The organism is Mycobacterium aquaticum (assembly GCF_002086485.1).
GTDB lineage: Bacteria > Actinomycetota > Actinomycetes > Mycobacteriales > Mycobacteriaceae > Mycobacterium > Mycobacterium aquaticum.
Genome location: NZ_MVHF01000011.1, coordinates 96,886 through 122,311, shown reverse-complemented (window position 1 = coordinate 122,311; position 25,426 = coordinate 96,886). Strand labels below are relative to the sequence as shown.

The window sequence follows — 25,426 nt, the reverse complement described above, 5'->3', positions numbered from 1 at the left end:
CAGGTTGGGAAAGGTCGGCGGGATCAGGACGTGGCGGTTTCGCGACGCCAGCCGACGTAGGTCAACCACAGGCCCATCGCCGTGAGCATGAGGAAGAAAATCCGCGCCGCGAGCACCAGGCCGGGGCTGCCCAGCGTGGTGTCGGCACCGGTCCGGATCGCCGACGGAAACGCCATCATCGCCACGCCACGCAACGCCACGAACCACCCGAACAGCGAGATCAGCACGGCCGTCACGCTGTACCAGTACTGGTGAAACGCGATCACGATCAAGCCCATCATCAACATCGCCGCCCCCAGGATCCAAGGCAGCGTGCCGCTGGTGAACAGGTCGGCCAGCAGATCGCCGAGCTGTGACAACCGGATCGCGATGATGAGCGTGGCAACGGCGACGAAGGGTCCGAGGACCCTGGCGAAAACACGTGTGCGGTGCCTTGCTTCGACGGTGGGCGTGGGCATCTGACCTCCTGCAGTTCATAAACCGACTGACGGTCTATTAATAAGCTAGGCTCGAGGCACCACGACGTCAACGGAGGCCCATGGCACGCCAGGTGAAACCCGAGGAACACGCCGCGCGGCGCGGCGAGATCCTCGACGCCGCCCTGCACCTCATGCACGACAAGGGCTACGCGGCGATGACCATCGAGGATCTGTTGAGCACCCTGCAGATCTCCAAAGGTGCGCTGTACCACTACTTTCGGTCCAAACAAGCGCTGCTGGACGGCATCGTCGAGCAGATGGGCGAAAGCGCCACCGCCGGTCTTCACCGCATCGTCGACGCTCCCGACACGTCGGCGCTGGACAAGCTGCATGCGTACTTCGCAGCGTCGTACGCGTGGAAGTCGGAGAACGCAACCGCGGTCGCCACCCTGATCCGGCTGTGGCATGACGAGAACAACGCGCTGTTGCGGCAGAAGATGACACAGGGCTCGATGCGCACCACGGCGCCCTTCCTGGAGTCGATCATCAGGCAGGGCTGCGAGGAAGGCGTCTTCCACACCGACTTCCCGCACGAGGCGGCCGGCATCATCACCGCGATGGGACTGCATCTGGCCGACGCGTTCATCGAGGCCATCAAGGCCGACGGTGCGGTCGGTATCGACATCTCCGGGCCGCACGCCCGCAAGGCCGTCGCGGCCTACCAACAAGCGTTCGAACGCATCCTCGGACTGCCCGACGGCTCGCTCGCCGGCAAACTCTGAATCGCCCACCGGCGGTCACCCCGACGACTACGCCTGCCGACGCGACCGCTCGATGCCAACCGATAGTGAGTGCGACCCCGTAAGCTCGATAGTGTGCAGCGACGAATCATGGGCATCGAGACAGAATTCGGTGTGACCTGCACGTTCCATGGCCATCGCCGGCTCAGTCCCGACGAGGTTGCCCGCTATCTGTTCCGGCGGGTCGTGTCGTGGGGCCGCAGCTCAAACGTCTTCCTCCGCAACGGCGCCCGTTTGTATCTGGATGTGGGTAGTCACCCCGAGTACGCCACAGCCGAATGCGACAACCTCGTGCAGTTGGTCACCCACGACCGGGCCGGCGAGCGCGTACTGGAGGACCTCCTGATCGACGCCGAGCAGCGGCTCGCCGACGAGGGCATCGGCGGTGACATCTATCTGTTCAAGAACAACACCGACTCGGCGGGCAACTCCTACGGCTGCCATGAGAACTACCTGATCGTGCGGGCCGGTGAGTTCTCGCGGATCTCTGACGTGCTGTTGCCGTTCCTGGTGACCCGGCAGCTGATCTGCGGTGCGGGCAAAGTCTTGCAAACCCCGAAGGCCGCGACGTTCTGCCTCTCGCAGCGAGCCGAGCACATCTGGGAGGGCGTCTCGAGCGCCACCACGCGGTCGCGGCCGATCATCAACACGCGCGACGAGCCGCACGCCGACGCGGAGAAATACCGGCGGCTGCACGTCATCGTCGGCGACTCCAACATGTGCGAGGCCACCACCATGCTGAAGGTGGGCACGGCCTCGCTGGTGCTGGAGATGATCGAGGCCGGCGTACCGTTCCGCGACTTCTCGCTCGACAACCCCATCCGGGCCATCCGGGAGGTCAGTCACGACCTCACCGGCCGACGTCCGGTGCGACTGGCAGGAGGCAGGCAGGCCAGCGCGCTGGACATCCAGCGTGAGTACTACAGCCGTGCGGTCGAGTACCTGCAGACCCGCGAAACCAACACCCAGATCGAACAGGTGGTGGATCTGTGGGGCCGCCAGCTCGACGCGGTCGAAAGTCAGGACTTCGCCAAGGTCGACACCGAGATCGACTGGGTGATCAAGCGCAAGCTGTTCCAGCGCTACCAGGATCGCTACAACCTGGAGCTGTCCGATCCGAAGATCAGCCAGCTCGACCTGGCCTACCACGACATCAAGCGCGGCCGTGGCGTGTTCGACCTGCTGCAGCGCAAGGGGCTGGCCGCGCGGATCGCCACCGACGAGGAGATCGACGCCGCGGTCAACACGCCGCCGCAGACCACGCGGGCCAAGCTGCGCGGTGAATTCATCACTGCCGCGCAGGAAGCCGGCCGCGACTTCACCGTCGACTGGGTACACCTCAAGCTCAACGATCAGGCGCAGCGCACCGTGCTGTGCAAGGACCCGTTCCGGTCGGTCGACGAGCGGGTCAAGCGGCTCATCGCCAGCATGTGAGCGACGCGGGGCGTCGGTGCCGACGCCCCGCTCGACCGCTGCCCGGATCCCGCCGGGTTGCCCCCTAAACTCCTTGCTGTGGCGACATCCAAAGTGGAGCGGTTGATGAACCTCGTCATCGCGCTGCTGTCCACGCGAACGTTCCTGCCCGCGGAGAAGATTCGCGCGAGCGTGGCCGGATACGCCGACAGCCCCAGCGACGAGGCGTTCTCGCGGATGTTCGAGCGCGACAAGAACGAGCTGCGTGATCTCGGCATCCCGTTGGAGACGGGCCGGGTGTCGAAATTCGATCCGACCGAGGGCTACCGGATCAACCGCGACGCGTATGCACTTCCGCCCGTGCAGTTGACCGGGGACGAGGCCACTGCCGTCGCAGTGGCGACCCAGCTGTGGCAGTCGCCGGAACTGGTCACCGCAACCCAGGGCGCCCTGCTCAAACTGCGGGCGGCCGGGGTGGAGGTCGAGGCCGATGCCGCGGGTGCCGCGATCACCTCGACCGCGGTGCTGCCCGGTCTGCGCGGGTCCGAGGAAGTTCTGCGAATCCTGTTGTCCGCCATCGATTCGGGTCACGCTGTGCAATTCGACCACCGGCCGTCGCGCACCGCCGGCTACACCACCCGCACGGTCGAGCCGTGGGGTGTGGTCACCCACCGCGGCCGCTGGTATCTCGTCGGGCACGACCGCGACCGCGACGACACCCGCACATTTCGGCTGTCCCGCATCGGATCCGGCGTCACGCTCATCGGCGAGGCCGGTGCGGTGCGCAAGCCCGATGGCGTCAACGTGCGCGAGATCGTGCGACGCGTCGTCGCCGACGTGCCGACCGGGGAACGGGCCCGGGTGTGGGTGGCCGGTGGCCGGGCCACGGCGCTGCGCAGGCAGGCCGTCACGACTACGCCGCGCAGCCTGGGTGGGCGCGCGGGGGAGGAGATCACCGTCGAACTCGGTATGTACGACCGGCTGGCGCGCGAGATCGCGAGCTACGGTGCCGACGCGGTGGCCCTGGAACCACAGGCGTTGCGCGACGATGTGTTGGACAGGTTGCGGGCGCAGGCGGAGCTGTCGTGAGTCAGGTCTCGGCCCGGCTGGTCCGGTTGCTCAACATGGTCCCGTACTTCCAGGCCAATCCGAAGGTCACCCGTGCGGAGGCCGCCGACGCCCTCGGCGTCAGCCGCAAACAGCTCGACGCGGACCTCGAGCAGCTATGGATGTGCGGGTTGCCCGGCTACAGCCCAGGTGACCTCATCGACTTCGACTTCACCGACGACACCATCGAGGTGACGTTCTCGGCAGGTGTGGACCAGCCGCTGCGGCTGACCTCGACCGAGGCCACGGTGATCCTGGTGGCGCTACGGGCGCTGGTCGACGTGCCGGGCATGGTCGATCCGGAGGCCGCGCGCAGCGCGATCGCCAAGATCGAGTCGGCTGCCGGCGCACAGCTGGCCGCCGTCGACGATCCGGCGCCGAGCGAGAGCGAGGCCGCCGCGACAGTGCGCGCGGCCGTGCGCGACGGCCGCGCGGTGACGCTGGAGTACTACTCGGCGTCGCGGGATTCGTTGACCACCCGCATCGTCGACCCGATCCGGGTGGCCCTTGTCGGGGACAACAGCTATCTGGAGGCGTGGTGCCGCAGCGCCGAGGCGGTGCGGCTGTTCCGGCTCGATCGCATAGTCGAGGCGCAGCTGCTCGAGGAGGCTTCGGCCCCGCCGCCGCCTGCCGTGCAGGCAGGCCCTGACACTTCGCTGTTCGACGCCGATCCCGCGCTGCCGGCGGCCACTCTGCTCATCGCGCCCTCGGCGTCGTGGATGTTCGACTACTACCCGTTGCGGGTGCTGACCGAACTCCCTGACGGTTCGGTCGAGGCGGCCATGACGTTTGCCTCCGAGGACTGGATGGCCCGGTTTGTGCTGGGCTTCGGCTCGGCGGTGCGGGTGCTGGAGCCGGCGTCGTTGGCGCAGCAGGTGCGGGCCGCGGCGACGGCGGCACTGCACGCCTACGGCGCGGTCGAGGTTGACGGGTAGACTCGGCGAAGACGTCTGGAGGTAACCAAATTGGGCGGACTACAACCCTGGCACTGGATCATCGTCATCGCGGTGTTCGTGCTGCTGTTCGGTGCGAAGAAGCTTCCCGACGCGGCGCGGTCGCTGGGTAAGTCGATGCGGATCTTCAAGTCGGAGATCAAGGAGATGCAGTCCGAGTCCAGGTCGGAGGAGACTCCGCCGGCGAAGCCGATTGCATCCGAACGCGCCGACGTGGCGGCTCCCCGGCCCGACGTCGCGGCTCCGGCACCCGAACAGTCCCCGGACCGGCACACGGCCTGACGCGGCCCGACCCTGACCGCGGTTTCCGGCCGCGTCGGTAGGTTGCGTCTTCAACCCCTCACTTCACATACGTGCAGACCTCCGGCATCTTCAGAAAACTCGATCCCCGTCGGCGCCGTTCACGGGTCAATCCCGACGGCACCATGTCGCTGGTCGACCACCTCACCGAGCTTCGGTCGCGGCTGCTGATCGCGGTTGCAGCGGTCATCGTCGCGATGATCTTCGGGTTCTTCTGGTACACCCATGGCATTTTCGGGCTGCACAGCCTGGGCGAATGGCTGCGCGGTCCGTACTGTGCCCTGCCCGCCTCGTCGCGTGCGGCCATCGCGCCCGACGGCGAGTGCCGGCTGCTGGCCACCGCGCCCTTCGACCAGTTCATGCTGCGGCTGAAGGTCGCGCTCGCTGCCGGTGTGGTGATGGCGTGCCCGGTGTGGCTCTATCAGATGTGGGCGTTCATCACGCCGGGGCTGTACAAGAAGGAACGCCGATTCGCGATGGCCTTCGTCGGCTTCGGCGCGCTGCTGTTCGTGACCGGCGCGGTGCTGGCGTATGTGGTGCTGGCGAAGGCGTTGGGCTTCCTGCTGACCGTCGGCAGCGACGTTCAGGTCACCGCGCTGTCCGGCGAGCAGTACTTCGGCTTCCTGATCAACCTGCTGCTGGTGTTCGGCATCAGCTTCGAGTTCCCGCTGCTGATCATCATGCTCAACCTTGTCGGCGTGCTCAGCTACCAGAAGCTCAAGGCGTGGCGGCGTGGGTTGATCTTCGGCCTGTTCGTGTTCGCGGCCTTCGCCACACCGGGCTCCGACCCGTTCACGATGCTGGCGTTGTCATGCGCGCTGTCGCTGTTGCTGGAGTTCGCGATCCAGTTCGCCCGGGTGCACGACCGGCGCAAGGCACGCTTGGCTGAGGCCCAGGTGGACGACGACGAGGCCGCGCCAATCGGCACCGTCGAACCGATCGAGGCGCCTGCCCCGGTGTCGACGCCGACTGCTGCGGCCCCCGATACGCCACCGGCGTCGCGACCCACCAGATTCAGCATCGATGACGACGCCACCTGAGCCGGGCGGCGAGACTCCCGGCGAGCTGGCCGTATTCACCGCACAGCTGCCGTTCACCCTCGACGACTTCCAGGTCCGCGCCTGCCGTGCGCTCGAACGCGGCCACGGCGTCCTGGTCTGCGCGCCGACCGGCGCAGGCAAGACAGTGGTCGGCGAATTCGCCGTGCACCTGGCACTGGCGTCCGGCGGCAAGTGCTTCTACACCACCCCGATCAAGGCGCTGAGCAACCAGAAACACAACGACTTGGTGGCCCGCTACGGTGCCGAGAAGATCGGGCTGCTCACCGGTGACCAGTCCATCAACGGCGACGCCGACGTGGTAGTGATGACCACCGAAGTGCTGCGCAACATGCTGTACGCGAATTCGTCTGCGCTGCATGGGCTTTCGTATGTGGTGATGGACGAGGTGCACTTCCTGGCCGACCGCATGCGCGGCGCGGTGTGGGAGGAGGTGATCCTGCACCTGCCGGAGGAGGTGCGGCTGGTCAGCCTCTCGGCCACGGTGAGCAACGCCGAGGAGTTCGGCGGCTGGATCCAGACGGTCCGCGGCGACACCACCGTCGTCGTCGACGAGCACCGGCCTGTGCCGCTGTCGCAGCACATGATGGTGGGCAAGCGGCTGTTCGACCTGTTCGACGGCTCCGACCGGACCCTGGTGGACCCGGATCTGGTGCGGCACATCGCCCACCGCCGCGAGGCCGACCGGCTCGCGGACTGGCAGCCCCGGGGACGCGGGCGCGGCCGGCCGCCGCAGTTGTACCGGCCGCCGAGCCGGCCCGACGTGATCGACGTCCTCGACTCCGCGGGCCTGTTGCCCGCGATCACCTTCGTGTTTTCCCGCGCCGGGTGCGATGCGGCGGTCAAGCAGTGTCTGCGGTCGCGGCTGCGGCTCACCACCGACGAGGAACGTGCCCGCATCGCGGAGGTGATCGACCGGCGCTGCGCCGATCTGGCCGAGTCCGATCTGATCGTGCTGGACTACCACGAATGGCGCGAAGGCCTGTTGCGCGGCCTGGCCGCCCACCACGCAGGCATGTTGCCGACGTTCCGCCACACCGTCGAAGAGCTGTTCACCGCCGGTCTGGTGAAGGCCGTGTTCGCCACGGAGACACTCGCTTTGGGGATCAACATGCCGGCCCGCACGGTGGTGCTGGAGCGGCTGGTGAAATACAACGGCGAGCAGCATCTGCCCTTGACGCCGGGGGAGTACACCCAGCTGACCGGGCGGGCGGGCCGGCGCGGCATCGACGTCGAGGGCCACGCCGTGGTGCTGTGGCGGCCCGACGACAGCACCGCCGATCCCGCCGAGGTCGCAGGCCTGGCGTCCACCCGAACCTTCCCGTTGCGCAGTTCCTTTGCGCCGTCGTACAACATGACCATCAACCTGGTCCAGCACATGGGGCCGGAGCAGGCGCACAAGCTGCTGGAGCGGTCCTTCGCGCAGTACCAGGCCGACCGCTCGGTGGTCGGCCTGGTCCGCGGCGTCGCGCGCGGCGAACGGATGCTCAAAGAGCTGGCCGCCGAACTGGACGGACACGAGTCCGAGGTACTCGACTACGCGAGGCTCCGCGCGAAAATCGGTGAGCGCGAACGTGCCCAGTCGCGCGCATCGCGGCTGCAGCGCCGTCAGGCAGCCAACGACGCGCTGGCAGGCCTGCGCCGTGGCGACATCATCACCATCACCCACGGCCGCCGCGGTGGGCTGGCGGTGGTGCTCGAACCAGACCGCGACAGCGACGACCCCCGTCCGCTGGTGCTCACCGAACATCATTGGGCCGGCCGGATTTCGTCGTCGGATTACTCGGGCGCCTCGGGGCCGCTGGGCACGATGTCGCTCCCCAAACGCGTCGAGCACCGCCAACCGCGGGTGCGCCGCGACCTGGCGTCGGCGCTGCGGTCAGCGGCAGCCGGCTTGGCGCTGCCGACGGGCAAGCCGAAACGCTCCGGCAGTGCACTGGACCGCGACGTGGATCCGGAGTTGGCCGGGCTCCGCGAGCAGCTGCGCAGGCATCGGGCGAACCAGCTTGCGAACCGCGAAGCCATGATGCGCATCGCTGAGCGGTATCTGCGCATCGAACGTGACAACGCCCAGATCCAGCAGAAGGTGGCTGCGGCGACGAATTCCCTGGCGCGGACCTTCGACCGGATCGTCGCGTTGCTCAGCGAACGCGGCTTCATCGAGAACGGTTCTGGCGAACCCAAGGTCACCGACTCCGGCCGGCTGCTCGCCCGCATCTACAGCGAAAGTGACCTGCTGGTGGCCGAGTGCCTGCGGGGCGGCCTCTGGGAGGGGCTGCAGCCCGCGGAGCTGGCCGGAGTGCTCTCGGCGGTGCTCTTCGAGTCGCGCGGCGATACGCCCGCGGTACCGGCAGGGTTCGACATCCCGACGCCCGGTCTGCGGCGTGCGCTGGCCCAAACCCGACGCCTCTCCGGTGATCTGCGCGCCGACGAGCGCAGACACCGCATCGCGCCGAGCCGCGAAACCGACGAGGGTTTCGTCACCGCCGTCTACCGCTGGGCCACCACCGGCGACCTGGCGTCCGCGCTGGCCGCATCCGACATCACCGGTTCCGGTTCACCGCTGCCGGCAGGCGATTTCGTACGGTGGTGTCGGCAGGTCCTCGATCTGCTCGACCAGGTGCGAAATGCCGCACCCACACCGGCGCTGCGCAATACCGCGAAACGCGCCATCAACGACGTTCGGCGCGGCGTCGTGGCTGTTGATGCGGGGTAGGGTGTCGGCAGCAGGCAGCGAACAGGATCAAGGAGAGTCATGAGCGGACCGCAGGGATCTGATCCGGCACAGCAGTGGCCCGGTCAGCAGCCCGAGCCCGGTAATGATCAGCCGTCAGGCTCGGACGCGTGGCAGCAGCCTGCCGGCCCCGACGAGCCGACCACGCATGCTCCGACCTGGCAGCAGCCGTCGCAGTCGCAACAGCCCGAGCAGCCGCAGCAACAGCAGCCCGACTACTCGGCCTATCAGCAGTCCCACTCGGGTTACGCCCAGCCGCAGTACCCGTCGACCGATCAGTACAGCCAGCAGCCCTACGCGCAGCCGGGCCAGTTCGGGCAGCCGGGTCAGCCCGCCCAGATGGGGCAGCCCAGCTTCGGCCAGCCGGGTCAGTACGGCCAGCCGCAGTTCGGTCAGCCGGGTCAGTACGGTCAGCCGCAGTTCGGTCAGCCCGGCCAGCCGGGGCAATACGGCCAGTACACCCCACCCGGTGCCGAAGAAGGATCCAAGCGTTCGCTCGGCGTGATCCTCGGTGTCGTCGGGGCCCTTGTGGTGCTCCTGCTCGCTGTCGTCGGCGTCCTGGGGTTCTGGAAGCCGGGTTGGTTCGTCACCACCGAACTTGACGTCAACAAGGCTCAGGAGGGCGTGACCAAGATCCTCACCGACGAGGAGAACGGTTACGGCAACAAGAGCGTCTCCGACGTCAACTGCAACGACGGCAAGAACCCCAAGGTCAAGAAGGGTGACACCTTCACCTGCGAGGTCAGCGTCGACGGCACCAAGCGCAAGGTCACGGTGACCTTCCAGAACAACGACGGCACCTACGAGGTCGGCCGGCCCAAGTAGGCCGGCCGCGCATCAGCCGGGCAGGCGGTCCAGCGCCGTCTGCAACCGGCTGATCGACGACGTCACGCCGTACGCCGCGGCCAGGTCGGCGACCTTGGCCGGATCTTTGGCGACCAACGGCAGCGCATCCGACGGCGTGGAGAACGTCACCGGCGCATCGGTGGCAACGCGCACCACCGGCTCGGCCGCCGCGATGTAGTCGGCGGCAGCGAGCAGTTTGGCCCGGTGCGACTTGGACATCGACACCGTGGTGTCCTGCGCGGCTGCCTGGATCGCCGCCAGTGAGCCGTGCTGGGCCAGCAGCGTCGCCGCGGTCTTCTCACCGATCCCGGCCACCCCGGGCAGCCCGTCGGACGGATCGCCACGCATCAAGGCCAATTCGGCATATGCCGCGCCGGCCCGATCGGCAGGCACGCCGTACTGCTCGGCCACCTCGACGGGCCCGAACTTCGTGGCCTTGGCCAATCCGCGCCCGATGTAGAGCACCCGCACCGGCGGCGCCGGCTCGTCGCGCACCAACTGCAGCAGGTCGCGGTCCCCGCTGACCACCACCACGGGGTCGGCCTGCTCGCGCGTGGCCAGGGTGCCCAGCACGTCGTCGGCCTCATAGCCCGGCGCCCCGGCAGTCGCGATGCCGAACGCGTCCAGCAACTCCATGATCATGGTGACCTGGGGGGTCAGCTCGTCGGGCACTTCCTCGATGTCCGGTATCCCGTCCGGCTCCGGTTCTGCCACCCGGTGCGCCTTGTACGACGGCACCAGCTCCACACGCCATTGCGGCCGCCAGTCGTCGTCACGGCACACCACCAGCCGGCTCGGCCGTTCGTTGGTCACCAGCGTCGCGATGGAGTCCAGGAAGCCGCGCACCGCATTCACCGGTCGCCCGTCCGGTGCGGTGATCGACGACGGGACCCCGAAGAACGAGCGGAACCACATGCTGGCGCCGTCGAGGAGCAGGACGGGGGCGGTCATGAAATCCTCCGGAACATTCCAGCGACAGTAGCCTGAGGTATGTCGTTCGCCGTCAACCGTATTGACCATGTCGTCCTCAACTGTCGTGACGTCGAGGCCACGGTCGACTTCTACGAGCGGGTGCTGGGCATGCGCAAGGAGGTCTTCGGCGCGGGCCGCATCGCCCTGGTGTTCGGGAACCAGAAGATCAACGTGCGTCCGACCGGTTCACCGAACTGGGTCACCGGTGTCGTCGACGCGCCCGGCTCGCTGGATCTGTGCTTCATCGCCGACGTCGACGCTTCCGCAGTCGGCGAGCACCTCACGGCGTGCGGTGTTCGGATCATCGAAGGCCCGGTCACCAAGACCGGTGCGCTGGGTCCGATGACCTCACACTATTGCCGTGATCCCGACGGCAACCTGGTCGAGGTCGCCAGCTATCAGGCGTCCCACTAGCCTCGAGCACCATGACCCTCAGCCGATTCAGCACCGACGTCTACGCCCACCGGCTTTCCGCGGCGGCCGCCGCCGCGGGTGAGGCGGGCCTGGCCGGGCTGGTCATCACCCCCGGCTACGACCTGCGATACCTGGTCGGCTCGCGGGCGCAGACCTTCGAACGGCTGACCGCGCTGGTGTTGCCCGCGCAGGGGGAGCCGACCGTGGTGGTGCCGCGCCTGGAACTGGCCGCGCTCAAGGAGTCGGCTGTCCCCGAACTCGGTGTGACGGTGCGGGATTGGGTCGACGGCGAGGATCCGTACCGGATGGTGGTGGACGCGCTCGGCGGGCAAGCCGTCGCCGTCACCGATGCCATGCCTGCGTTGCATCTGCTGCCGTTGACCGAGTTGCTCGGAGTGGTGCCGGTGCTGGCCACCGATGTGCTGCGCCGGTTGCGAATGATCAAGGACGGCGCCGAGATCGACGCGCTGCGCAAGGCCGGGGCGGCCATCGACCGTGTGCACGCCCGGGTGCCCGAATTCCTGGTGCCCGGCCGCACCGAGGCCGACGTGGCCGCGGACATCGCGGAAGCCATTGTGGCCGAAGGGCATTCGGAGGTGGCGTTCATCATCGTCGGCTCGGGGCCCAACGGCGCCGACCCGCATCACGAATGCTCCGACCGCGAACTGCAGGCGGGCGACATCGTCGTCGTCGACATCGGCGGGCCGTACCAGCCGGGCTACAACTCCGACTGCACCCGCACCTACAGCATCGGCGAGCCGGACCCGGAGGTGGCGCGTCGGTACGCGGTGCTGCAGCGCGCACAGCAGGCTGCCGTCGACGTGGTGCGGCCCGGCGTCACGGCCGAACAGGTCGATGCGGCCGCCCGCGACGTGCTGGCCGCCGAGGGCCTGGCCGAGGGGTTCGTGCACCGCACCGGCCACGGCATCGGGCTGTCGGTGCACGAAGAGCCGTACATCGTGGCAGGCAACAACCTCCCGCTGGAGGTAGGCATGGCGTTCAGCGTCGAACCTGGCGTGTACTTCCCGGGGCAGTGGGGGGCGCGCATCGAGGACATCGTTATCGTCACCGCCGACGGCGCGGAATCGGTGAACAACCAGCCGCACGAGCTGGTCGTGGTGCCTGCGCGCTGAGCGCCGGCGGCCTACTCGCCGCTGCGGTCCAGCAGATCCGACGAGCCGAGCACCCGCTCGACGCGGACCTCGATCACGACCCGGCGGGGATTGACCCGCGGGGTGCGGTAGCGCTGCGCGTATCGCAGCTCGGCGTCGCGCACCGCATCGGTTTCTGTGCTGACGGTGGACTTGCCCTCCAGGGACAACCAACGGGCACCGTCGACCTGGCTGAGCACCGCGACGCCGCGCTCATGGGCGTTGATCGCCTTCTGCGACCCACCGGTGGTGATGACCCGAGCGATATGGGTCTTGGGATCGAAGGTGAAACCAACGGCGACGACGTGCGGCGAATTGTCCGAGCGCAGCGTCGTGAGCATGGCCAGATGGCGCTCGGTGAGAAACGCCAGAGCGTCATTGGTGAGCTTGGTGGTTGCCTTGCCCCGTGACGTAGCCATCGGCCTCCACGCTAGCGCAGGTGATAATCGCTGCCGTGAACGACACGACAGACACGGCACATCCCGTCCCGCGGGTTGTGGTGATCTTTGGGGGTCGTAGCGAGATCGGGGTCGAACTGGCCACCCGTCTGGCTGCGGGCGCGACCGTGGTGCTCGCCGCCCGCGGGGCCGACCGGCTCGCCGACGAGGTTGCCGCGGTGCGGGCCGCAGGTGCCGCGGCCGTGCACACGTGCGAGTTCGACGCCGACGACGTCGCCGAGCATGCGCGCCTGATCGACACGATCGAAACTGCGCACGGGCCGATCGACACCGCGGTCCTGGCCTTCGGCGTGCTCGGCGACCAGGCGCGCGCCGAGACCGATACCGCGCACGCGGTCGCCGTGGTGCACACCGACTACGTCGCCCAGGTGAGCCTGCTCACCGAGCTCGCACGGCGCATGCGGGCCGCGGGCCGGGGCCGGCTGGTGGTGTTCTCCTCGATCGCCGGGGCTCGGGTCCGCCGCGCCAACTACGTCTACGGGTCGGCCAAGGCCGGCCTGGACGGGTTCGCCTGCGGGCTGAGCGACGCTCTGCACGGCACCGGCGTGCACCTGTTGATCGTGCGGCCGGGCTTCGTGATCGGACAGATGACCCAGGGGATGGACCCGGCGCCGTTCTCCAGCACCCCGGCCCAGGTTGCCGAGGCAGCCGCGGCCGCGCTGGCCGCAGGCAAGAGTGCGGTGTGGGTGCCGTGGGTGATCCGGCCGATGATCTTCGTGACGCGTTTTGTCCCTGGCCCGATCTGGCGCAGGATGCCGAGGTGAGAATCATCGTGGTCGGAATCGGGGCCGACGGCATGGCCGGCCTGGCGCCGACTGTACGTGCCGAATTGGCAAGGGCCACAGTGGTGCACGGGTCCAGGCGGCAGCTCGACCTGCTCGACGGCACCGTCTCGGCGGTCCGGCGGGTGTGGCCGTCGCCGATGACGCCCGCGCTGCGCACTTTGCTCGACGGAGCCGACGGTGACGTGCACGTGATCGCCAGCGGGGATCCGCTGCTGCACGGGGTCGGCAGCGTGCTGATCCGGATGTACGGCGCCGACGCGGTCACCGTGCTGCCGCACGTGTCGTCGGTGACGCTGGCGTGTTCGAGGGTCGGTTGGTCGGTGCAGGACACCGAGATCATCAGCCTGGTGACCGCCGAACCACATACGGCGGTGCGCCGCGGTGGGCAGGCCGTGGTGCTGTCCCGGGACGGCACGAGTCCGGCCGCTCTGGCCAAGCTGCTGACCGACACCGGACGTGGGGACTCGGAACTGACGGTGCTGGAGCAGCTCGGCGGGCCGCGGGAACTGCGTCGCTCGGCGACGGCGCGAGAGTGGGCGTCGCGGCCGCCCGCCGATGTCGATGCGCTCAACGTCATGGCCGTGCGGTACCTGCCCGACGAGCGTCGCGCGCACGCCCTGCCTGATGACGATTTCGACCACGACGGGCAACTGACCAAGCAGTCGATCAGGGCCGTGACCTTGGCGGCGCTCGGGCCCCGGCCGGGGGAGCTGCTGTGGGATGTCGGCTCCGGATCGGGCAGCATCGCCATCGAGTGGTGCCGCAGCGCGCCCGGCTGCCGGTCGACGGCATACGAGCGTGATCCGCAGCGCCGCAACCGCATCGGTGCCAATGTCGTGGCATTCGGGGTGCGGGTGCAGGTGCGTGGGGCGGCGCCAGAGGGATTCGACGGATCCGAGCCGTCGGCGGTCTTCGTGGGCGGCGGCGTCACCCAGCCGGGCCTGGTGCAGGCTTGCTTCGACCGATTGCCCGCCGGCGGGCGGCTGGTGGTCAACGCTGTCACGGTGGAGTCAGAAGCCGTTGTGGCGCAGTGGTATTCGAAGGAAGGCGGCGAATTGCGGCGCTATCAGCATTATCACGGCGGCGCGATCGGCGGGTTCACCGGATGGCGCCCGGCGCTGCCGGTCACCCAGTGGTCGGTGGTGAAGCCGTGACGGTCTATTTCATCGGGGCCGGTCCCGGCGCGGCAGACCTGATTACGGTGCGCGGCCAGCGGCTGCTGAGCAGCTGCCCCGTCTGCCTCTACGCCGGGTCGATCATGCCCGACGACCTGCTGGCCATCTGCCCGCCGGACGCCCGCATCGTCGACACCGGACCGCTGAACCTCGACCAGATCATCGATGAGCTGGTGGCCGCCGACCGCGCCGGTCACGACGTGGCCCGGCTGCACTCCGGCGACCCGTCGATCTACAGCGCGCTGGCCGAGCAATGCCGCAGGCTCGACGCGCTCGGCGTGCGCTACGAAATCGTGCCAGGCGTACCGGCATTCGCGGCTGTCGCCGCGGTGCTGGGCCGTGAACTCACGGTTCCGGGGGTGGCGCAGACGGTCACGCTGAGCCGCGTCGCGACGCTGTCGACGGCGATGCCCGACGGCGAGGATCTGCGCACGCTCGCCGCGCCGGGGGCGACGCTCGTGCTGCACCTGGCCGCAGCGCAGATCGACCACATCGTGCCGCAGCTCATCGATGGCGGGTACCGATCGGAAACGCCGTGTGCGGTCGTGGCATTCGCGAGCTGGCCGCAGCAGACCGTGCTGCGCGGCACGCTGGCCGACATCGCGGAGAAGATGCACGCCGCCGAGGTCACCCGTACCGCGGTGATCGTGGTCGGCGATGTGCTTGCCGCCGAAGGCTTCTCCGACAGCTACCTCTACTCGTCGGACCGCCGCAGGGGGAGCAGGCACTAGTGAGGCTTCTGCTGCTCGGCGGCACGGGAGAGGCCCGGGCGCTGGCCGCGGCGCTGCACCCCGAGGTCGAGCTCATCAGCTCACTGGCCGGACGGGTGCCCGAGCCTGCGCTGCCGGTCGGCCCGGTCCGCATCGGGGGTTTCGGCGGCGTCGACGGCATGCGGAACTGGTTGCGCGACGAGCGGATCGACGCCGTGGTCGACGCGACCCATCCGTTCGCGGCGACCATCACCGCGCATGCCGCGCAGGTGTGCGCCGAACTCGGTGTGCCGCACCTGGTGCTGGCTCGTCCGGCCTGGCAGCCCGGGGACGCGACCGTGGTGGCCTCCGACGCCGAGGCCGCGAAAACCGTGGCAGACAACGGGTATGCCCGGGTATTTCTGACCACCGGCCGATCCGGAACCGCGGCCTTCCGCGGCGTGGACGCCTGGTTCCTGATCCGGGCCGTCACGGCACCCGAGCCCACGAGCCTGCCGGAACATCATCGATTGTTGTTGTCGCGCGGCCCGTATCACTACGAGGGCGAGCTGGCCCTGCTCACCGAGCACCACATCGACGCCCTGGTCACCAAGAACAGCGGCGGCGCCATGACCGAGCCCAAGCTGCGGGCCGCGGCGGACGCGGGGGTGACGGTGATCATGGTCGACCGACCACCCCTACCGGCCGGGGTACACGCCGTGGCCACCGTCGGCGAGGCTTCGGACTGGGTCAGGGCACACCTCAGAGCGCGCTGATCAGCTCGAGGGTGCCCAGCTCGCGGATGGCCTGGCAACCGCGTTCGGCCATCGCCACCATCATGTCGTCACCCCGTTCGGTGGAGGTGGCGAACGCGCAGCCCAGCGCCGTGATCAATGGCGCCTGCAACATGCCCAACCGATAGTCGTACCAACAACTTTCCCGGTCATATCCGGTGACACCGTGGGCCTGCAAGGTCTGGTGGTACACATCGACGAGCTCGGTTTCCACGGCGGTCCGGACATCCGGGCGCAGGCTCGTGGCGGTGAAGTAGGACAGATCCCGCGTGGGCAGGCCCGAACCCAGCGTCTGCCAGTCCACCACGGTGACGCGGGTACGGTCCGGGTCGAACAGCATGTTGTCCAACCGATAGTCGCCGTGCAGCACTGCGAACCGGTCCGGCTCGGCCAGCAACCACGGCGTCACCACCGACATCGCGGCCCGCATGGTGTCGCGATTCTGGGCGCTCATCCGCTCGCCGAGCCGGTCGAGCGTGATATCGGCGGCCACCGTGGCGATCTCACCGAAACCCTTCGCCGAATCCGGTTCGGGCCTGGGCATCGCGATGCCGGGGAAGTTGGCCCACTGTGGGTCGCACCAGGTCGGACCGTGCAAGGCGGCCAGCGCCCGGACCGCCAACGTGGCCTCCGCCGGTGTACACCCCGCGATCTGGTCACCCTGAACCGCGGGCGCCATATCGGCCAGCAGCAACACGAAATCGGCGCCGTCGCCGGCGATTTCGCAGTGGTGACAGTGCGGTACCGGGATCTGCACGTGGCCCGCGACATTGGTGTAGAACGCATGCTCGGAGCGGTAGCCGATGGCGACACGGTCGCGCACGGTGTCGTCCTGCGATGGCAGCTTGACGGCGAAAGTGTCCGGAAGACCAGGGTTTTCGTCGGCATAGGTCACCGACACCCGATACGTGGCGCCGGTCTGGCCGGTGCCGATGGGTGCCGTCTCGGCTGTGCGTACCTCGGTGTGCAGGACCGCCGAGAGCCATCCGGGCGTGACGTCGGTTGGCTTGCCCGGGATGGACACCGCGGCGGTCACTGCGTCGCCCCGTAGATGGTGCCCATCCAGATCGCCTCCGCGCCGTCGAGCAACTGCTGGCGCGTCAACGGTCCGCCGACGATGGCGCGCTCGAGCAGCCGATCGTTGAATTCCAACAGCAGCCCGGCGAGCACCACCGGATCGGCACCGGCGGGCGCCCGGCCGCTCGCGCGTTCGGCAGCGATCACTGCCGACACGGTCGGGACGAACGACTCTCTGGCCGCGTCCCACAGATCGCGCACGGAGCCACTGGTCCCGCGGGCCTCCAGCATGGCGCGGAACAGGTACCGGTGGTCCTCGGCGGTGCGCAGTACGGCGTCGATGGTGTCGCGGATCCGGGTGCGGGGCGGTTTGTCGGTGTTGGCCAGGATGTTGTTGGCAGCCATCAGCGCGTCGTGCATGGGCTCGAGCAGTGCGGCGACCGCGGCAGCCTTGTTCTCGAAGTAGAAGTAGAACGCCGACCGGCCCACGCCGGCCTGCCGGGCGACCTTGGCGATGTCGAGCGAGTCGAACCCGGTCTCCATCAGGTGCTGGTTGAGCGCGTCCAAGATGGCTGCGCGGCGCTGATCGCTGCGTTGCGGCTGGCGCCGGTCGATCCGGGACCGCACCTGTGCGCCGTGTTGTGCCACTGGCCTCCCTACCGACGGGTGTCACGCTGAACGGATGTGACGCCGGACACTAATGCCGATTCTGACAGTCGTCAATCATTGTCGACGGGAGTCAGAAGTCAGGGCTCAACCCGCTCCGATCAACCGGCGCAACTCCTCCGACGCCGCCACGCGGGCGGCGTCGGCGTCCGCACGCAGTGAGCGGATCTGCGTGTCGAGCGCGTTGACCCGATTCTGCAGTTGCTCGAGCTGGTCGACCTGCCGCCGTCGCAGTTCACCCTCCTGGCCGTCGGAGCCCAGCACCTTGAGCTGTTCGGCGATGCGGGTCTGCGCGGCGTAGTCCTCGATGCGGCCGGCTTCGAGGCGGTCCCGTTCGGCGTCGAGGCGGTCGGCGTGCTCCCATTGCCGCAGCACACCCGACAGCTCATCGATGGTCGCGGCGTCCAGCGACCGCCCGGCCAGCCATTGCTCCAGCTGACGGGGTGAAAGCTGCCGGTAGTCGATCTCGGTGTAGACCGGCCAGGTTTCCAAAACCGTGGCCTCGACGGTCTGATGCCCGGGTACCGAAATCCGGACCCGGTGCCAGCCTCCATCGGTCTCGATGTCGACGACACCATCGAGCGGGGCGAACGTGCGCTCACGAACGCGGAGCAGTTCGAAGATGACGTCGACGGCCTCGTCGTGATCGTTCTCGGCGCGCAGCGTGTAACGCTTCTCGAAACGCTGCTCCTCGACCACGGCGTCGGCGCCCAGCCGGACCCGGACGGTCACCCGGTCGGCGGCGCTCTTGCTGCGGCACCGCACCGCCAGATCCTTGGCAAATGCCAATCGCACCTTGGTATCTCGCGCGGTGAACGGCACCATGGCCTCTCCGGCGTAGCTGTCCTGCTCGTAGATCACCGCGGGTCCCTCTTCCAACACCACGCCGGTGCTGTTGGTGAAGGCCAACACGACGTCGGGCGCGGGCGGTGCGCCATCCCGCCACACCAGTTCACGGCGGACCCCGTCGACGGGCGTCACCGCGAGCGGCACCATGGCCGCACCGCCGCGCTTCAGTGACACCGGCGTCGTCAGTCGGTATTCGAAATGCTCACCGCTGTCCGAGGTTTCGACGTCGGCTGCGGCATCCGCGTACGCGTCGAAAGAGCCTGCGGCCATCGGCATCCCGGCGAGCGCAGGGGCGGGCATCACGCCTCCGGCGCGGGTGGCCTTCGCCACCGCCACACGTTCGGGCTCTTCGACCACCGCGCGCCGCACCTTCCTGCCGTGGTACAGGTCGATGTCGAACGAAATCGGTTGTCCGGTGGTCAATGTCAGGGAGACGTCGGTGAGATCCTCGTCGACCGGGTTGTGCACGATACCCATGGCGGCCAGCACCAGCGTGTCACCGTCGCGGACCAACCGATACGACACCCGCCACATCGGTGCCGGGACGATGTAGGACACCCGCGCCTGCTCGGCGGCGCCCCGGATCTGTACGGCCACTTGACAATCCTGGCCCGCGGTCGCGGCGCGCGACCGGTCGATCAGGTACGCCAGGTCCGCGCGCGAGGGATCCTCGATCAGGTCGACCTGGTCGGTCTCGTTGAGGTCGACAAGGCTCACCGCACCGGCCTCGGTGCGCAGCACCAGCAGTCGCCGATTCTCGCCGGACTCGTCGACGCCGACGACCTCGCCGCGGTGACGTCGATCGCCGCAGCGCACCTCGACCACCCGGCCGCGCAACGCCTCGATGAGTCCGAGAAGTGCGCCACCCGGCTCCAACAGCAGGTTGCGGCCGGCGAGTTCGGTGCGGGGATCCGAAGGCGTGTCGAACGCGATGGTGCCCACCGATGCCTGCCCGCCGGCGATGTCCACCGTCAGCGACTTCAACACGTCCTTCATGTCGTCGCGGCGGAACGTCAGTTCGAGGTCACCGTCGACGGGCCCGCTGCGGCTGACATACGCGACGCCGTGCTTGTACATGACGAGTCGGTCCACCGCGGGGCGTGTGCTCATAGGCCGACCCTAGCGGCGGCCGCAGCTCAGCTCGGGTAGCGCCGCGGGGTGAAGACCCGGTCCCGGTCCTGATCGGTGTACCACTGCGTCTGCGACGAACCGATGATCAACAGGCACCGCATGTCGACCTCACCGGGGTCGAGATCGGCGAGCCGCACCACCCGGACACTCTCACCGCTGCCGGGCTGCGCGCCGGACACCGCCCGACCGATGATCACCGGCGTGCTCGGGTCGCGGTGCTCCAACAACAGGTCGCGCATCGCACCGACCTGCCAGGTTCGGGTCTTGGACGCCGGGTTGTAGATGGCCAGCACCAGATCGGCCTTGGCCGCCGCGGTCAGCCGAGAAGCGATCACGTCCCACGGCTTGAGCCGGTCGGACAACGAGATCACCGCGTAGTCGTGGCCGAGCGGCGCGCCGGCCCGGCTGGCGACGGCCTGGGCGGCCGTCATCGCGGGGATGACGCGGACCTCGACACCCGGCCATTGCTTGGCCTCCTCGAGCACCGCGGTGGCCATCGCGAACACCCCGGGATCTCCGGACGAGACCACCGCGACGGTGCGGCCCTGTTGGGCCAGGCTGCAGGCCAGCTCGGCGCGGGCGGGCTCGTCGGTGTTGTCGCTGGGGTGGTGGCGCTGCCCGGGCCGCAGGCCTGCCCGTTCCAGGTACGGGAAGTACCCGATCAGGTCGGTCGCCGCGGCGAGCTCGCGCCGGCTCTGCGGGGTCATCCAGTCGGAGTCGCCCGGCCCCAGACCGATCACCACGACGCTGCCCGTCGGCGGGGGCGCGACGCGGCCTCCGCCGGGGATCATGGCCAGTGAGAAGTACGGCACCTTGCCGGGCTCGATGTCGGCGGCCGGCGCCACCCGCTGGCGCTCGGTGCTGGCCCGCTCCACGTAGTACGCCTCATCGAGCCGACCTGTTGATGAAAGAGCCTCGCGCACAGCGGTATACGACCGGCCGAGTTTGAGGATCACGGCTGCGTCGGTGTCGGACAGCCGCCGCTTGAGCTCCTCGGCGGGCAGGGTGCCGGGCAGGATGGTGAGCACCTCGTCGCCCTGCACCAGCGGTGTGCCGGTGGCGGCCGATGCCGCGCTGACCGAGGTCACACCGGGCACGATGACGGCGTCGAACCGCTCGGTGAGCCGGGTGTGCATGTGCATGTAGGAGCTGTAGAACAGCGGATCGCCCTCGGCCAGCAGAGCCACGTTGCGGCCGGCCTCCAGGTGCGTCGCGATGCGCTCGGCGGACTCGGCGTAGAAGTCCTCCATCGCGCCCGCGTAGCCGCCGGGATGGTCGGTGGTCTCGGTGGTCACCGGGTACACCAGGTGTTCTTCGACCTGGCCGGGACGCAGATACCGTTCGGCGATGCCCCTGGCGATGCTGTGACCGTGCCGGGCGCTGTGATAGGCGATGACGTCGGCCTCGCCGATCAGCCGAGCGGCCTTGACCGTCACCAACTCCGGATCACCCGGGCCAAGACCGACTCCGTAGAGGGTTCCCCTTGCCGTCATTCGCGTTCGCTCGCAATCGCATTGACGGCGGCGGCGGCCATCGCGCTGCCGCCGCGCCTGCCGGTCACCACCAGATAGGACATTCCGCGTGGGCGCTCGATCAGTTCCTGCTTGGACTGGGCGGACCCGACGAAGCCGACCGGACCACCGAGCACCGCGGCGGGTACCGGAGCACCCTCGTCGAGCAGTTCGAGCAGCCGGAACAGGGCCGTCGGCGCATTGCCGATCGCCACCACCGAGCCGCCGAGGCGGTCGGCCCACAGATCGACGGCGGCCGCGGAGCGCGTGCTGCCCAGCCGGGTCGCCAGCTCGGGGGCGCGCGGATCGGCGACCAGAGACACCACCTCGTTGTCGGCGGGGAGTCGTGAGCGGGTGATACCGGCCGCCACCATGGACGAATCGCACAGCACCGGCGCCCCCGCAATCAGCGCGGCATGCGCCCTGGTGACCACATCGGCGCTGAACGCGACGTGTTCGGCGACATCGACCTGGCCGCAGGTGTGGATGAGCCGGACCACGACACGCGAGACGTCGGCGGGAAAACGCTCCAGATCGGCCTCGTCGCGGATCGTCGCGAACGACTGCCGGTAGATCTCCGCAGCGTCGCGGATGTAGTCGAGCACGCGAACACCTTACGGGGGTGGAAGACGCGGGTGGTATCCGTCCTCGCCCGCCACCAGCACCTCGCCGACGGGCGGGCTACCGCAGGCGCGGTCGCAGCCGACGAAATGTCGGTGGGTGCTCGCGGGTGTGTTGACCGCTTCGGCGGCGTCGGCCCGCACGTCGGCCAACGATTTGGCGCAGCCGGGGCTGCCGGTGCAGGAACTGATGTCCAGCCACGGGGAATTCTCGTCGAAGATCAAACCCATCGGGGCCAGCACCCGCAGCGACACGTCCGCCACCCCCTCGTCGAGGTCGCACACCAGCACCGACCGCCACGGCGTGATGACCACCGGCGCCTCGATCGCGGCCAGGAACTGGGCCGTGCGGGCCTGCAGAACCCCGAGCGGCACACCCGCGCCGAGGGTGATCCGGCCGTCACGCTGCTCGATCCAACCGACCGGGGGCCGTATCGTCGGTGGCCACTGCGCGCCTGCGGCCGCGCTGACGTCACGTCCGGCCAGCAGTGCCGCGGTGTCGTCGAGTTCGGTTATGCGCCAAGAATTTCCGCGAATCTCGGCGAAGCGCTTCGCCGTGTCGACGAGCGTCGGCACCACGTCGGCGACCGTCATCCGCACCCCGGTGTCGGTGCCGGACAGCAGCAGGGCCGCGGTGTCGGCGTCGAGCATGTGGGCGCCGACGTCGGCCGCCAGCCCCGACACGTCGCCGCGGCCGTCGTCGATGCCGAACCAGAACCGGCCGGGCAGCTCGGCCAGGATCGGCTGCGCTTGGATGGCCTGGTCCAGTTCGCCGACGAGGCCGCGCACGTCGGCCAGCCCGCCGGAGCGTCCCGAGAGCGGGGACGCGACGATGTTGCGGACGCGCTCATGCGACGCCGAGGGCAGCAGCCCGGCGTCGGTCAGCGCTGCGGCCACCGCATCGGTATCGGTGATGGCGCGCAGCTGAACATTGCCGCGCGACGTGAGTTCCATTGCCGGAGAACCGAACTGATCGGCCACCTCGGCCAGGGTGGCGAGCTGCCCAGCGGTGATCATCCCGCCGGCCAAGCGGATCCGGGCCAGGGCGCCGTCGGCGGCCCGGTGCACCGTCAGTGCACCGGGGCAGGCATCGTCGTCGCGGGTTCGGGTCATGTCCGGCTCCATTCTAGGAACTTCCTGGCCGCGCCCTGAATTCGTGCGACGATTGTTCAGGCGATGCCGGATATCGACAGGACGACGCGGCGCACGGCCACAGTGCTCGTGCTCCTGGTGATCGCTGCCGTGGCCGTGCGGGGTCACCTGCCCGGCGCGACACGCGCTCAGGCGCCGCCGTCGTCGGATTCACCGGCCAGTCTCGTCGCTCTCGTCGTCCTGCTGGCCGTGGGCCTGGCCGGATTCGCCTTCGCGGTCCTCACCGCGCCGCGCAAGCCCGCCGAACCCGGTGCGGGTGACGGCGTCGGCCGGCTGGAACTGCGCGGCCTTCGGGTCCGGCTGCGCTGGCGCTGGGTGTTGCTCGCGATCGCCGCGACCCTGGCATGGTTGCTCGTCCTCGTCCTGATCACGCGGCTGACCGCGACGCCGGTGCTACCGGCGCCCGCCACGCAGACACCGGCGCCGCCCAGCTCGGTCCCCAACCGGCAACCGGATCCCACCGGGTCGGGGCCGAGTGCCTTCGGTTATCTGGCGGCGACGACTGTCGCGCTGTTGATCATCGTGGGATTCGGCATCGCCAGACATGCGCGGCGCGCAGGCCTGCCGCCGGCGCCCCCGGAGGACGGAATCCGCTCGGCCACACGGCACCTGCCGCGTGGGCCCGAAAGGCTAGCCCGCGCAGCCGAACTCGGTCTGGAAGAAATCGGCGATCTGAGCCGCGACCCGCGTGCGGCCATCATCGCCTGTTACGTCGCGATGGAGCGCGCACTGGCGCACGCCCCCGGTGCGGTGCCGCTCGCCTCCGACACGCCGTCGGAGGTGCTGGCACGGGCTGTGCAGCACCACGCACTGTCCGCCGACAGCGCAACCGAACTCGTCGAGCTCTTCACCGAGGCCAGGTTCAGCCCGCATGTGATGAACGAGGATCACCGCGAAGCCGCGATCCAGGCGCTGCACCGCGTATTGGCCGAACTGCGGAGCCTGGCATGAAGAAAACCGTGGCTGCCGGGCTGCTGTTGGTGGTGCTGGTCGAGGTGGTCGCGGTGCTGATGCCCGACCGCCGCGTGGTGGCCTGGGGTGCCGGCGCCGCGGTGGCGGCACTGCTGGTCACCCTCCGCTGGTCGCTGCGCGACGACGCCGACCCCGAGGAGTCAGATCATGCCGTCGACGATGCCGCAGAACTGCTGGGCCAGTGGAGGTCTCAGACCGACACGCTGATCCAGCGGGCCGACTCGACGCGGTTGCAGTGGGACCGGCACCTGCGGCCCCGGCTGGCCAGGGAATTCGCGGCCGCCACCGGCCACCGGCAGACCGCAGATCCCACGGTGTTCGTCGCCACCGGCCGCATGCTGTTCGGCCCCGAGCTGTGGCAATGGGTCGATCCCGACAACGTCATCGGCACCGGCGCGGCTGCCGAACAACCCGGGCCGGGGCGGGCCGTGCTCGACGAGATCCTGCGACGATTGGAGCGGTTATGACCGGAGTGTCCGCGCTGTCGTCGGCAGCGGCCACCGCGCAAGGGGTGCTCGACGAGATCGAGCGGGTGGTGGTCGGCAAGCGGGCCGCGCTCACCCTCATCCTCACCACGTTGCTGGCCCGCGGTCACGTCCTCATCGAAGACCTGCCGGGGCTCGGCAAGACCTTGATCGCCAGGTCTTTCGCGGCGGCGCTCGGGCTGAAGTTCACGCGGGTGCAGTTCACGCCCGATCTGTTGCCCGCTGATCTGCTGGGCTCGACGGTGTACGACATGCAGTCGGGCAGTTTCGAATTCCGGCGGGGCCCGATCTTCACCAATCTGCTGTTGGCCGACGAGATCAACCGCACCCCACCCAAGACCCAGGCCGCCCTGCTGGAGGCGATGGCGGAGGGGCAGGTCAGCATCGACGGCCAAACCCATCGGCTGCCGGCCCCGTTCATCGTGCTGGCGACCGACAACCCGATCGAGTACGAGGGCACCTATCCGCTGCCGGAGGCGCAGCTCGACCGCTTCGCGGTGCGCCTGGAACTGAAATACCTCTCCGAGCAGGACGAGCTGCACATGCTGCGCCGCCGCCTGGAGCGCGGCTCGGCCGAGCACGTCGTCAACCAGATCATCGACGGGCCACAGTTTTTGGCGATGCGCGAGGCGGTGGAGCAGGTCACCGTGCACGACGACGTGCTGCACTACGTCGTCGCACTGGCCGCCGCCACCCGGCATCACCCGCAGGTCGCGGTGGGGGCCAGTCCGCGCGCCGAGCTGGATCTGGTGCAGCTGGCCCGCGCCAGGTCGCTGTTGCTGGGCCGCGACTACGTCATTCCCGAGGACGTCAAAACCCTTGCGGTTGCTGCCATGTCACATCGAATCAGCCTGCGCCCGGAGATGTGGGTACGTAGCATCCACGGGTCGGACGTGATGACCGAGCTGCTGCGGCGGCTGCCGGTGCCGCGTACCGGTCACGGGGCGAGCTGACC

General features: G+C 68.9%; 26 protein-coding genes. 17 read left to right on the top strand and 9 right to left on the bottom strand.

Translation table 11 applies throughout. From position 1 onward, the window contains the following. Positions 1-23 precede the first annotated feature (23 nt). Positions 24-458: a hypothetical protein gene (locus tag BST13_RS13920; protein ID WP_083164610.1), complete on the bottom strand. Its 435-nt coding sequence runs from the start codon at positions 456-458 to the stop codon at positions 24-26. A gap of 80 nt (positions 459-538) precedes the next feature. Here BST13_RS13920 and BST13_RS13915 point away from each other — a divergent pair, with 80 nt between their 5' ends. The 8 genes from BST13_RS13915 (at position 539) to BST13_RS13880 (ending at position 9,609) form a co-directional block, all read left to right on the top strand. Continuing rightward, entirely contained in the window at positions 539-1,201 is a 663-nt protein-coding gene (locus tag BST13_RS13915; protein WP_083164609.1) for a TetR/AcrR family transcriptional regulator, read from the top strand. A 93-nt stretch (positions 1,202-1,294) separates the two neighbouring features. Next, positions 1,295-2,653, top strand: coding sequence for a Pup--protein ligase (pafA, locus tag BST13_RS13910; protein WP_095533541.1), 1,359 nt, complete (start codon positions 1,295-1,297; stop codon positions 2,651-2,653). 78 nt (positions 2,654-2,731) lie between these two features. After that, the gene (locus BST13_RS13905) at positions 2,732-3,721 is read left to right on the top strand and encodes a helix-turn-helix transcriptional regulator (RefSeq protein WP_083164607.1); all 990 of its coding nucleotides are present in this window, start codon (positions 2,732-2,734) and stop codon (positions 3,719-3,721) included. After that, positions 3,718-4,674, top strand: a complete 957-nt coding sequence (locus BST13_RS13900; RefSeq protein WP_083164606.1) for a helix-turn-helix transcriptional regulator — start codon at positions 3,718-3,720, stop codon at positions 4,672-4,674. The genes BST13_RS13905 and BST13_RS13900 overlap by 4 nt, the downstream gene beginning before the upstream one ends. Positions 4,675-4,704: 30 nt before the next feature. Then, entirely contained in the window at positions 4,705-4,974 is a 270-nt protein-coding gene (tatA, locus tag BST13_RS13895; protein WP_083164605.1) for a Sec-independent protein translocase subunit TatA, read from the top strand. A 71-nt stretch (positions 4,975-5,045) separates the two neighbouring features. After that, positions 5,046-6,032, top strand: a complete 987-nt coding sequence (gene tatC / locus BST13_RS13890; RefSeq protein WP_083164604.1) for a twin-arginine translocase subunit TatC — start codon at positions 5,046-5,048, stop codon at positions 6,030-6,032. After that, on the top strand, positions 6,016-8,766 hold the full coding sequence (locus BST13_RS13885) for a DEAD/DEAH box helicase (protein ID WP_083164603.1): 2,751 nt from the start codon (positions 6,016-6,018) through the stop codon (positions 8,764-8,766). The genes tatC and BST13_RS13885 overlap by 17 nt, the downstream gene beginning before the upstream one ends. A gap of 39 nt (positions 8,767-8,805) precedes the next feature. Then, positions 8,806-9,609 (top strand): DUF4333 domain-containing protein, encoded by an 804-nt coding sequence (locus BST13_RS13880; RefSeq protein WP_083164602.1) that lies wholly within the window; start codon positions 8,806-8,808, stop codon positions 9,607-9,609. Between the two features lie 12 nt (positions 9,610-9,621). Here the strand turns inward: BST13_RS13880 and BST13_RS13875 are convergent, their stop codons facing one another. Then, positions 9,622-10,581, bottom strand: a complete 960-nt coding sequence (locus tag BST13_RS13875) for a 5'-3' exonuclease (RefSeq protein WP_083164601.1) — start codon at positions 10,579-10,581, stop codon at positions 9,622-9,624. A gap of 39 nt (positions 10,582-10,620) precedes the next feature. Here BST13_RS13875 and BST13_RS13870 point away from each other — a divergent pair, with 39 nt between their 5' ends. Next, entirely contained in the window at positions 10,621-11,016 is a 396-nt protein-coding gene (locus tag BST13_RS13870) for a VOC family protein (RefSeq protein WP_083164600.1), read from the top strand. 11 nt (positions 11,017-11,027) lie between these two features. Beyond that, positions 11,028-12,149, top strand: coding sequence for a M24 family metallopeptidase (locus BST13_RS13865; RefSeq protein ID WP_083164599.1), 1,122 nt, complete (start codon positions 11,028-11,030; stop codon positions 12,147-12,149). Positions 12,150-12,160: 11 nt separating this feature from the next. Here BST13_RS13865 and BST13_RS13860 read toward each other — a convergent pair whose 3' ends face one another. Then, positions 12,161-12,586 carry a F420-dependent biliverdin reductase gene (locus tag BST13_RS13860; protein ID WP_083164598.1) on the bottom strand — a complete coding sequence of 142 codons (426 nt, stop codon included), beginning with the start codon at positions 12,584-12,586 and terminating at the stop codon, positions 12,161-12,163. 35 nt (positions 12,587-12,621) lie between these two features. Between BST13_RS13860 and dprE2 the strand changes: the two genes are divergently transcribed. From dprE2 to BST13_RS13840, 4 genes are read left to right on the top strand one after another with little or no spacing between them, the layout of a single operon-like run. After that, positions 12,622-13,389: a decaprenylphospho-beta-D-erythro-pentofuranosid-2-ulose 2-reductase gene (gene dprE2 / locus BST13_RS13855; RefSeq protein ID WP_083164597.1), complete on the top strand. Its 768-nt coding sequence runs from the start codon at positions 12,622-12,624 to the stop codon at positions 13,387-13,389. Beyond that, positions 13,386-14,564 carry a precorrin-6y C5,15-methyltransferase (decarboxylating) subunit CbiE gene (gene cbiE, locus BST13_RS13850; protein WP_083164596.1) on the top strand — a complete coding sequence of 393 codons (1,179 nt, stop codon included), beginning with the start codon at positions 13,386-13,388 and terminating at the stop codon, positions 14,562-14,564. The genes dprE2 and cbiE overlap by 4 nt, the downstream gene beginning before the upstream one ends. Continuing rightward, positions 14,561-15,316, top strand: a complete 756-nt coding sequence (gene cobM / locus BST13_RS13845; protein WP_083164659.1) for a precorrin-4 C(11)-methyltransferase — start codon at positions 14,561-14,563, stop codon at positions 15,314-15,316. Before cbiE ends, cobM begins: the two co-directional genes overlap by 4 nt. Continuing rightward, on the top strand, positions 15,316-16,050 hold the full coding sequence (locus BST13_RS13840) for a cobalt-precorrin-6A reductase (protein ID WP_083164595.1): 735 nt from the start codon (positions 15,316-15,318) through the stop codon (positions 16,048-16,050). The genes cobM and BST13_RS13840 overlap by 1 nt, the downstream gene beginning before the upstream one ends. On the opposite strand, the gene BST13_RS13835 is transcribed toward BST13_RS13840, so the two are convergent. From BST13_RS13835 to cobG, 6 genes are all read right to left on the bottom strand, one after another. Beyond that, complete coding sequence (locus tag BST13_RS13835) at positions 16,037-17,104, bottom strand: phosphotransferase family protein (protein ID WP_083164594.1); 1,068 nt, start codon at positions 17,102-17,104, stop codon at positions 16,037-16,039. The genes BST13_RS13840 and BST13_RS13835 overlap by 14 nt on opposite strands. Then, positions 17,101-17,733, bottom strand: coding sequence for a TetR/AcrR family transcriptional regulator (locus BST13_RS13830; RefSeq protein WP_095533540.1), 633 nt, complete (start codon positions 17,731-17,733; stop codon positions 17,101-17,103). The genes BST13_RS13835 and BST13_RS13830 overlap by 4 nt, the downstream gene beginning before the upstream one ends. A 105-nt stretch (positions 17,734-17,838) precedes the next feature. Beyond that, positions 17,839-19,710 carry a hypothetical protein gene (locus BST13_RS13825; RefSeq protein WP_083164593.1) on the bottom strand — a complete coding sequence of 624 codons (1,872 nt, stop codon included), beginning with the start codon at positions 19,708-19,710 and terminating at the stop codon, positions 17,839-17,841. Positions 19,711-19,736: 26 nt separating this feature from the next. Beyond that, positions 19,737-21,224 carry a precorrin-2 C(20)-methyltransferase gene (locus tag BST13_RS13820; RefSeq protein ID WP_083164592.1) on the bottom strand — a complete coding sequence of 496 codons (1,488 nt, stop codon included), beginning with the start codon at positions 21,222-21,224 and terminating at the stop codon, positions 19,737-19,739. Next, positions 21,221-21,847 (bottom strand): precorrin-8X methylmutase, encoded by a 627-nt coding sequence (locus BST13_RS13815; protein WP_083164591.1) that lies wholly within the window; start codon positions 21,845-21,847, stop codon positions 21,221-21,223. The genes BST13_RS13820 and BST13_RS13815 overlap by 4 nt, the downstream gene beginning before the upstream one ends. Positions 21,848-21,856: 9 nt before the next feature. Further along, positions 21,857-22,975 carry a precorrin-3B synthase gene (cobG, locus tag BST13_RS13810; protein ID WP_083164658.1) on the bottom strand — a complete coding sequence of 373 codons (1,119 nt, stop codon included), beginning with the start codon at positions 22,973-22,975 and terminating at the stop codon, positions 21,857-21,859. Positions 22,976-23,038: 63 nt separating this feature from the next. On the opposite strand from cobG, the gene BST13_RS13805 reads away from it, so the two are divergent. From BST13_RS13805 to BST13_RS13795, 3 genes are read left to right on the top strand one after another with little or no spacing between them, the layout of a single operon-like run. Then, positions 23,039-23,965, top strand: coding sequence for a DUF4129 domain-containing protein (locus tag BST13_RS13805; RefSeq protein WP_083164590.1), 927 nt, complete (start codon positions 23,039-23,041; stop codon positions 23,963-23,965). After that, positions 23,962-24,453, top strand: coding sequence for a hypothetical protein (locus tag BST13_RS13800; protein WP_083164589.1), 492 nt, complete (start codon positions 23,962-23,964; stop codon positions 24,451-24,453). Before BST13_RS13805 ends, BST13_RS13800 begins: the two co-directional genes overlap by 4 nt. Next, on the top strand, positions 24,450-25,424 hold the full coding sequence (locus BST13_RS13795; RefSeq protein WP_083164588.1) for an AAA family ATPase: 975 nt from the start codon (positions 24,450-24,452) through the stop codon (positions 25,422-25,424). Before BST13_RS13800 ends, BST13_RS13795 begins: the two co-directional genes overlap by 4 nt. Positions 25,425-25,426: the final 2 nt, after the last annotated feature.

What these genes read in the sequence shown, in the direction of transcription:
- BST13_RS13920 (WP_083164610.1), bottom strand. Translation starts at nt 458, where the DNA reads ATGCCCACGCCCACCGTCGAAGCAAGGCACCGCACACGTGTTTTCGCC.
- BST13_RS13915 (WP_083164609.1), top strand. Translation starts at nt 539, where the DNA reads ATGGCACGCCAGGTGAAACCCGAGGAACACGCCGCGCGGCGCGGCGAG.
- BST13_RS13885 (WP_083164603.1), top strand. Translation starts at nt 6,016, where the DNA reads ATGACGACGCCACCTGAGCCGGGCGGCGAGACTCCCGGCGAGCTGGCC.
- BST13_RS13880 (WP_083164602.1), top strand. Translation starts at nt 8,806, where the DNA reads ATGAGCGGACCGCAGGGATCTGATCCGGCACAGCAGTGGCCCGGTCAG.
- BST13_RS13875 (WP_083164601.1), bottom strand. Translation starts at nt 10,581, where the DNA reads ATGACCGCCCCCGTCCTGCTCCTCGACGGCGCCAGCATGTGGTTCCGC.
- BST13_RS13870 (WP_083164600.1), top strand. Translation starts at nt 10,621, where the DNA reads ATGTCGTTCGCCGTCAACCGTATTGACCATGTCGTCCTCAACTGTCGT.
- BST13_RS13865 (WP_083164599.1), top strand. Translation starts at nt 11,028, where the DNA reads ATGACCCTCAGCCGATTCAGCACCGACGTCTACGCCCACCGGCTTTCC.
- BST13_RS13860 (WP_083164598.1), bottom strand. Translation starts at nt 12,586, where the DNA reads ATGGCTACGTCACGGGGCAAGGCAACCACCAAGCTCACCAATGACGCT.
- BST13_RS13825 (WP_083164593.1), bottom strand. Translation starts at nt 19,710, where the DNA reads ATGAGCACACGCCCCGCGGTGGACCGACTCGTCATGTACAAGCACGGC.
- BST13_RS13820 (WP_083164592.1), bottom strand. Translation starts at nt 21,224, where the DNA reads ATGACGGCAAGGGGAACCCTCTACGGAGTCGGTCTTGGCCCGGGTGAT.
- cobG (WP_083164658.1), bottom strand. Translation starts at nt 22,975, where the DNA reads ATGACCCGAACCCGCGACGACGATGCCTGCCCCGGTGCACTGACGGTG.
- BST13_RS13805 (WP_083164590.1), top strand. Translation starts at nt 23,039, where the DNA reads ATGCCGGATATCGACAGGACGACGCGGCGCACGGCCACAGTGCTCGTG.
- BST13_RS13800 (WP_083164589.1), top strand. Translation starts at nt 23,962, where the DNA reads ATGAAGAAAACCGTGGCTGCCGGGCTGCTGTTGGTGGTGCTGGTCGAG.
- BST13_RS13795 (WP_083164588.1), top strand. Translation starts at nt 24,450, where the DNA reads ATGACCGGAGTGTCCGCGCTGTCGTCGGCAGCGGCCACCGCGCAAGGG.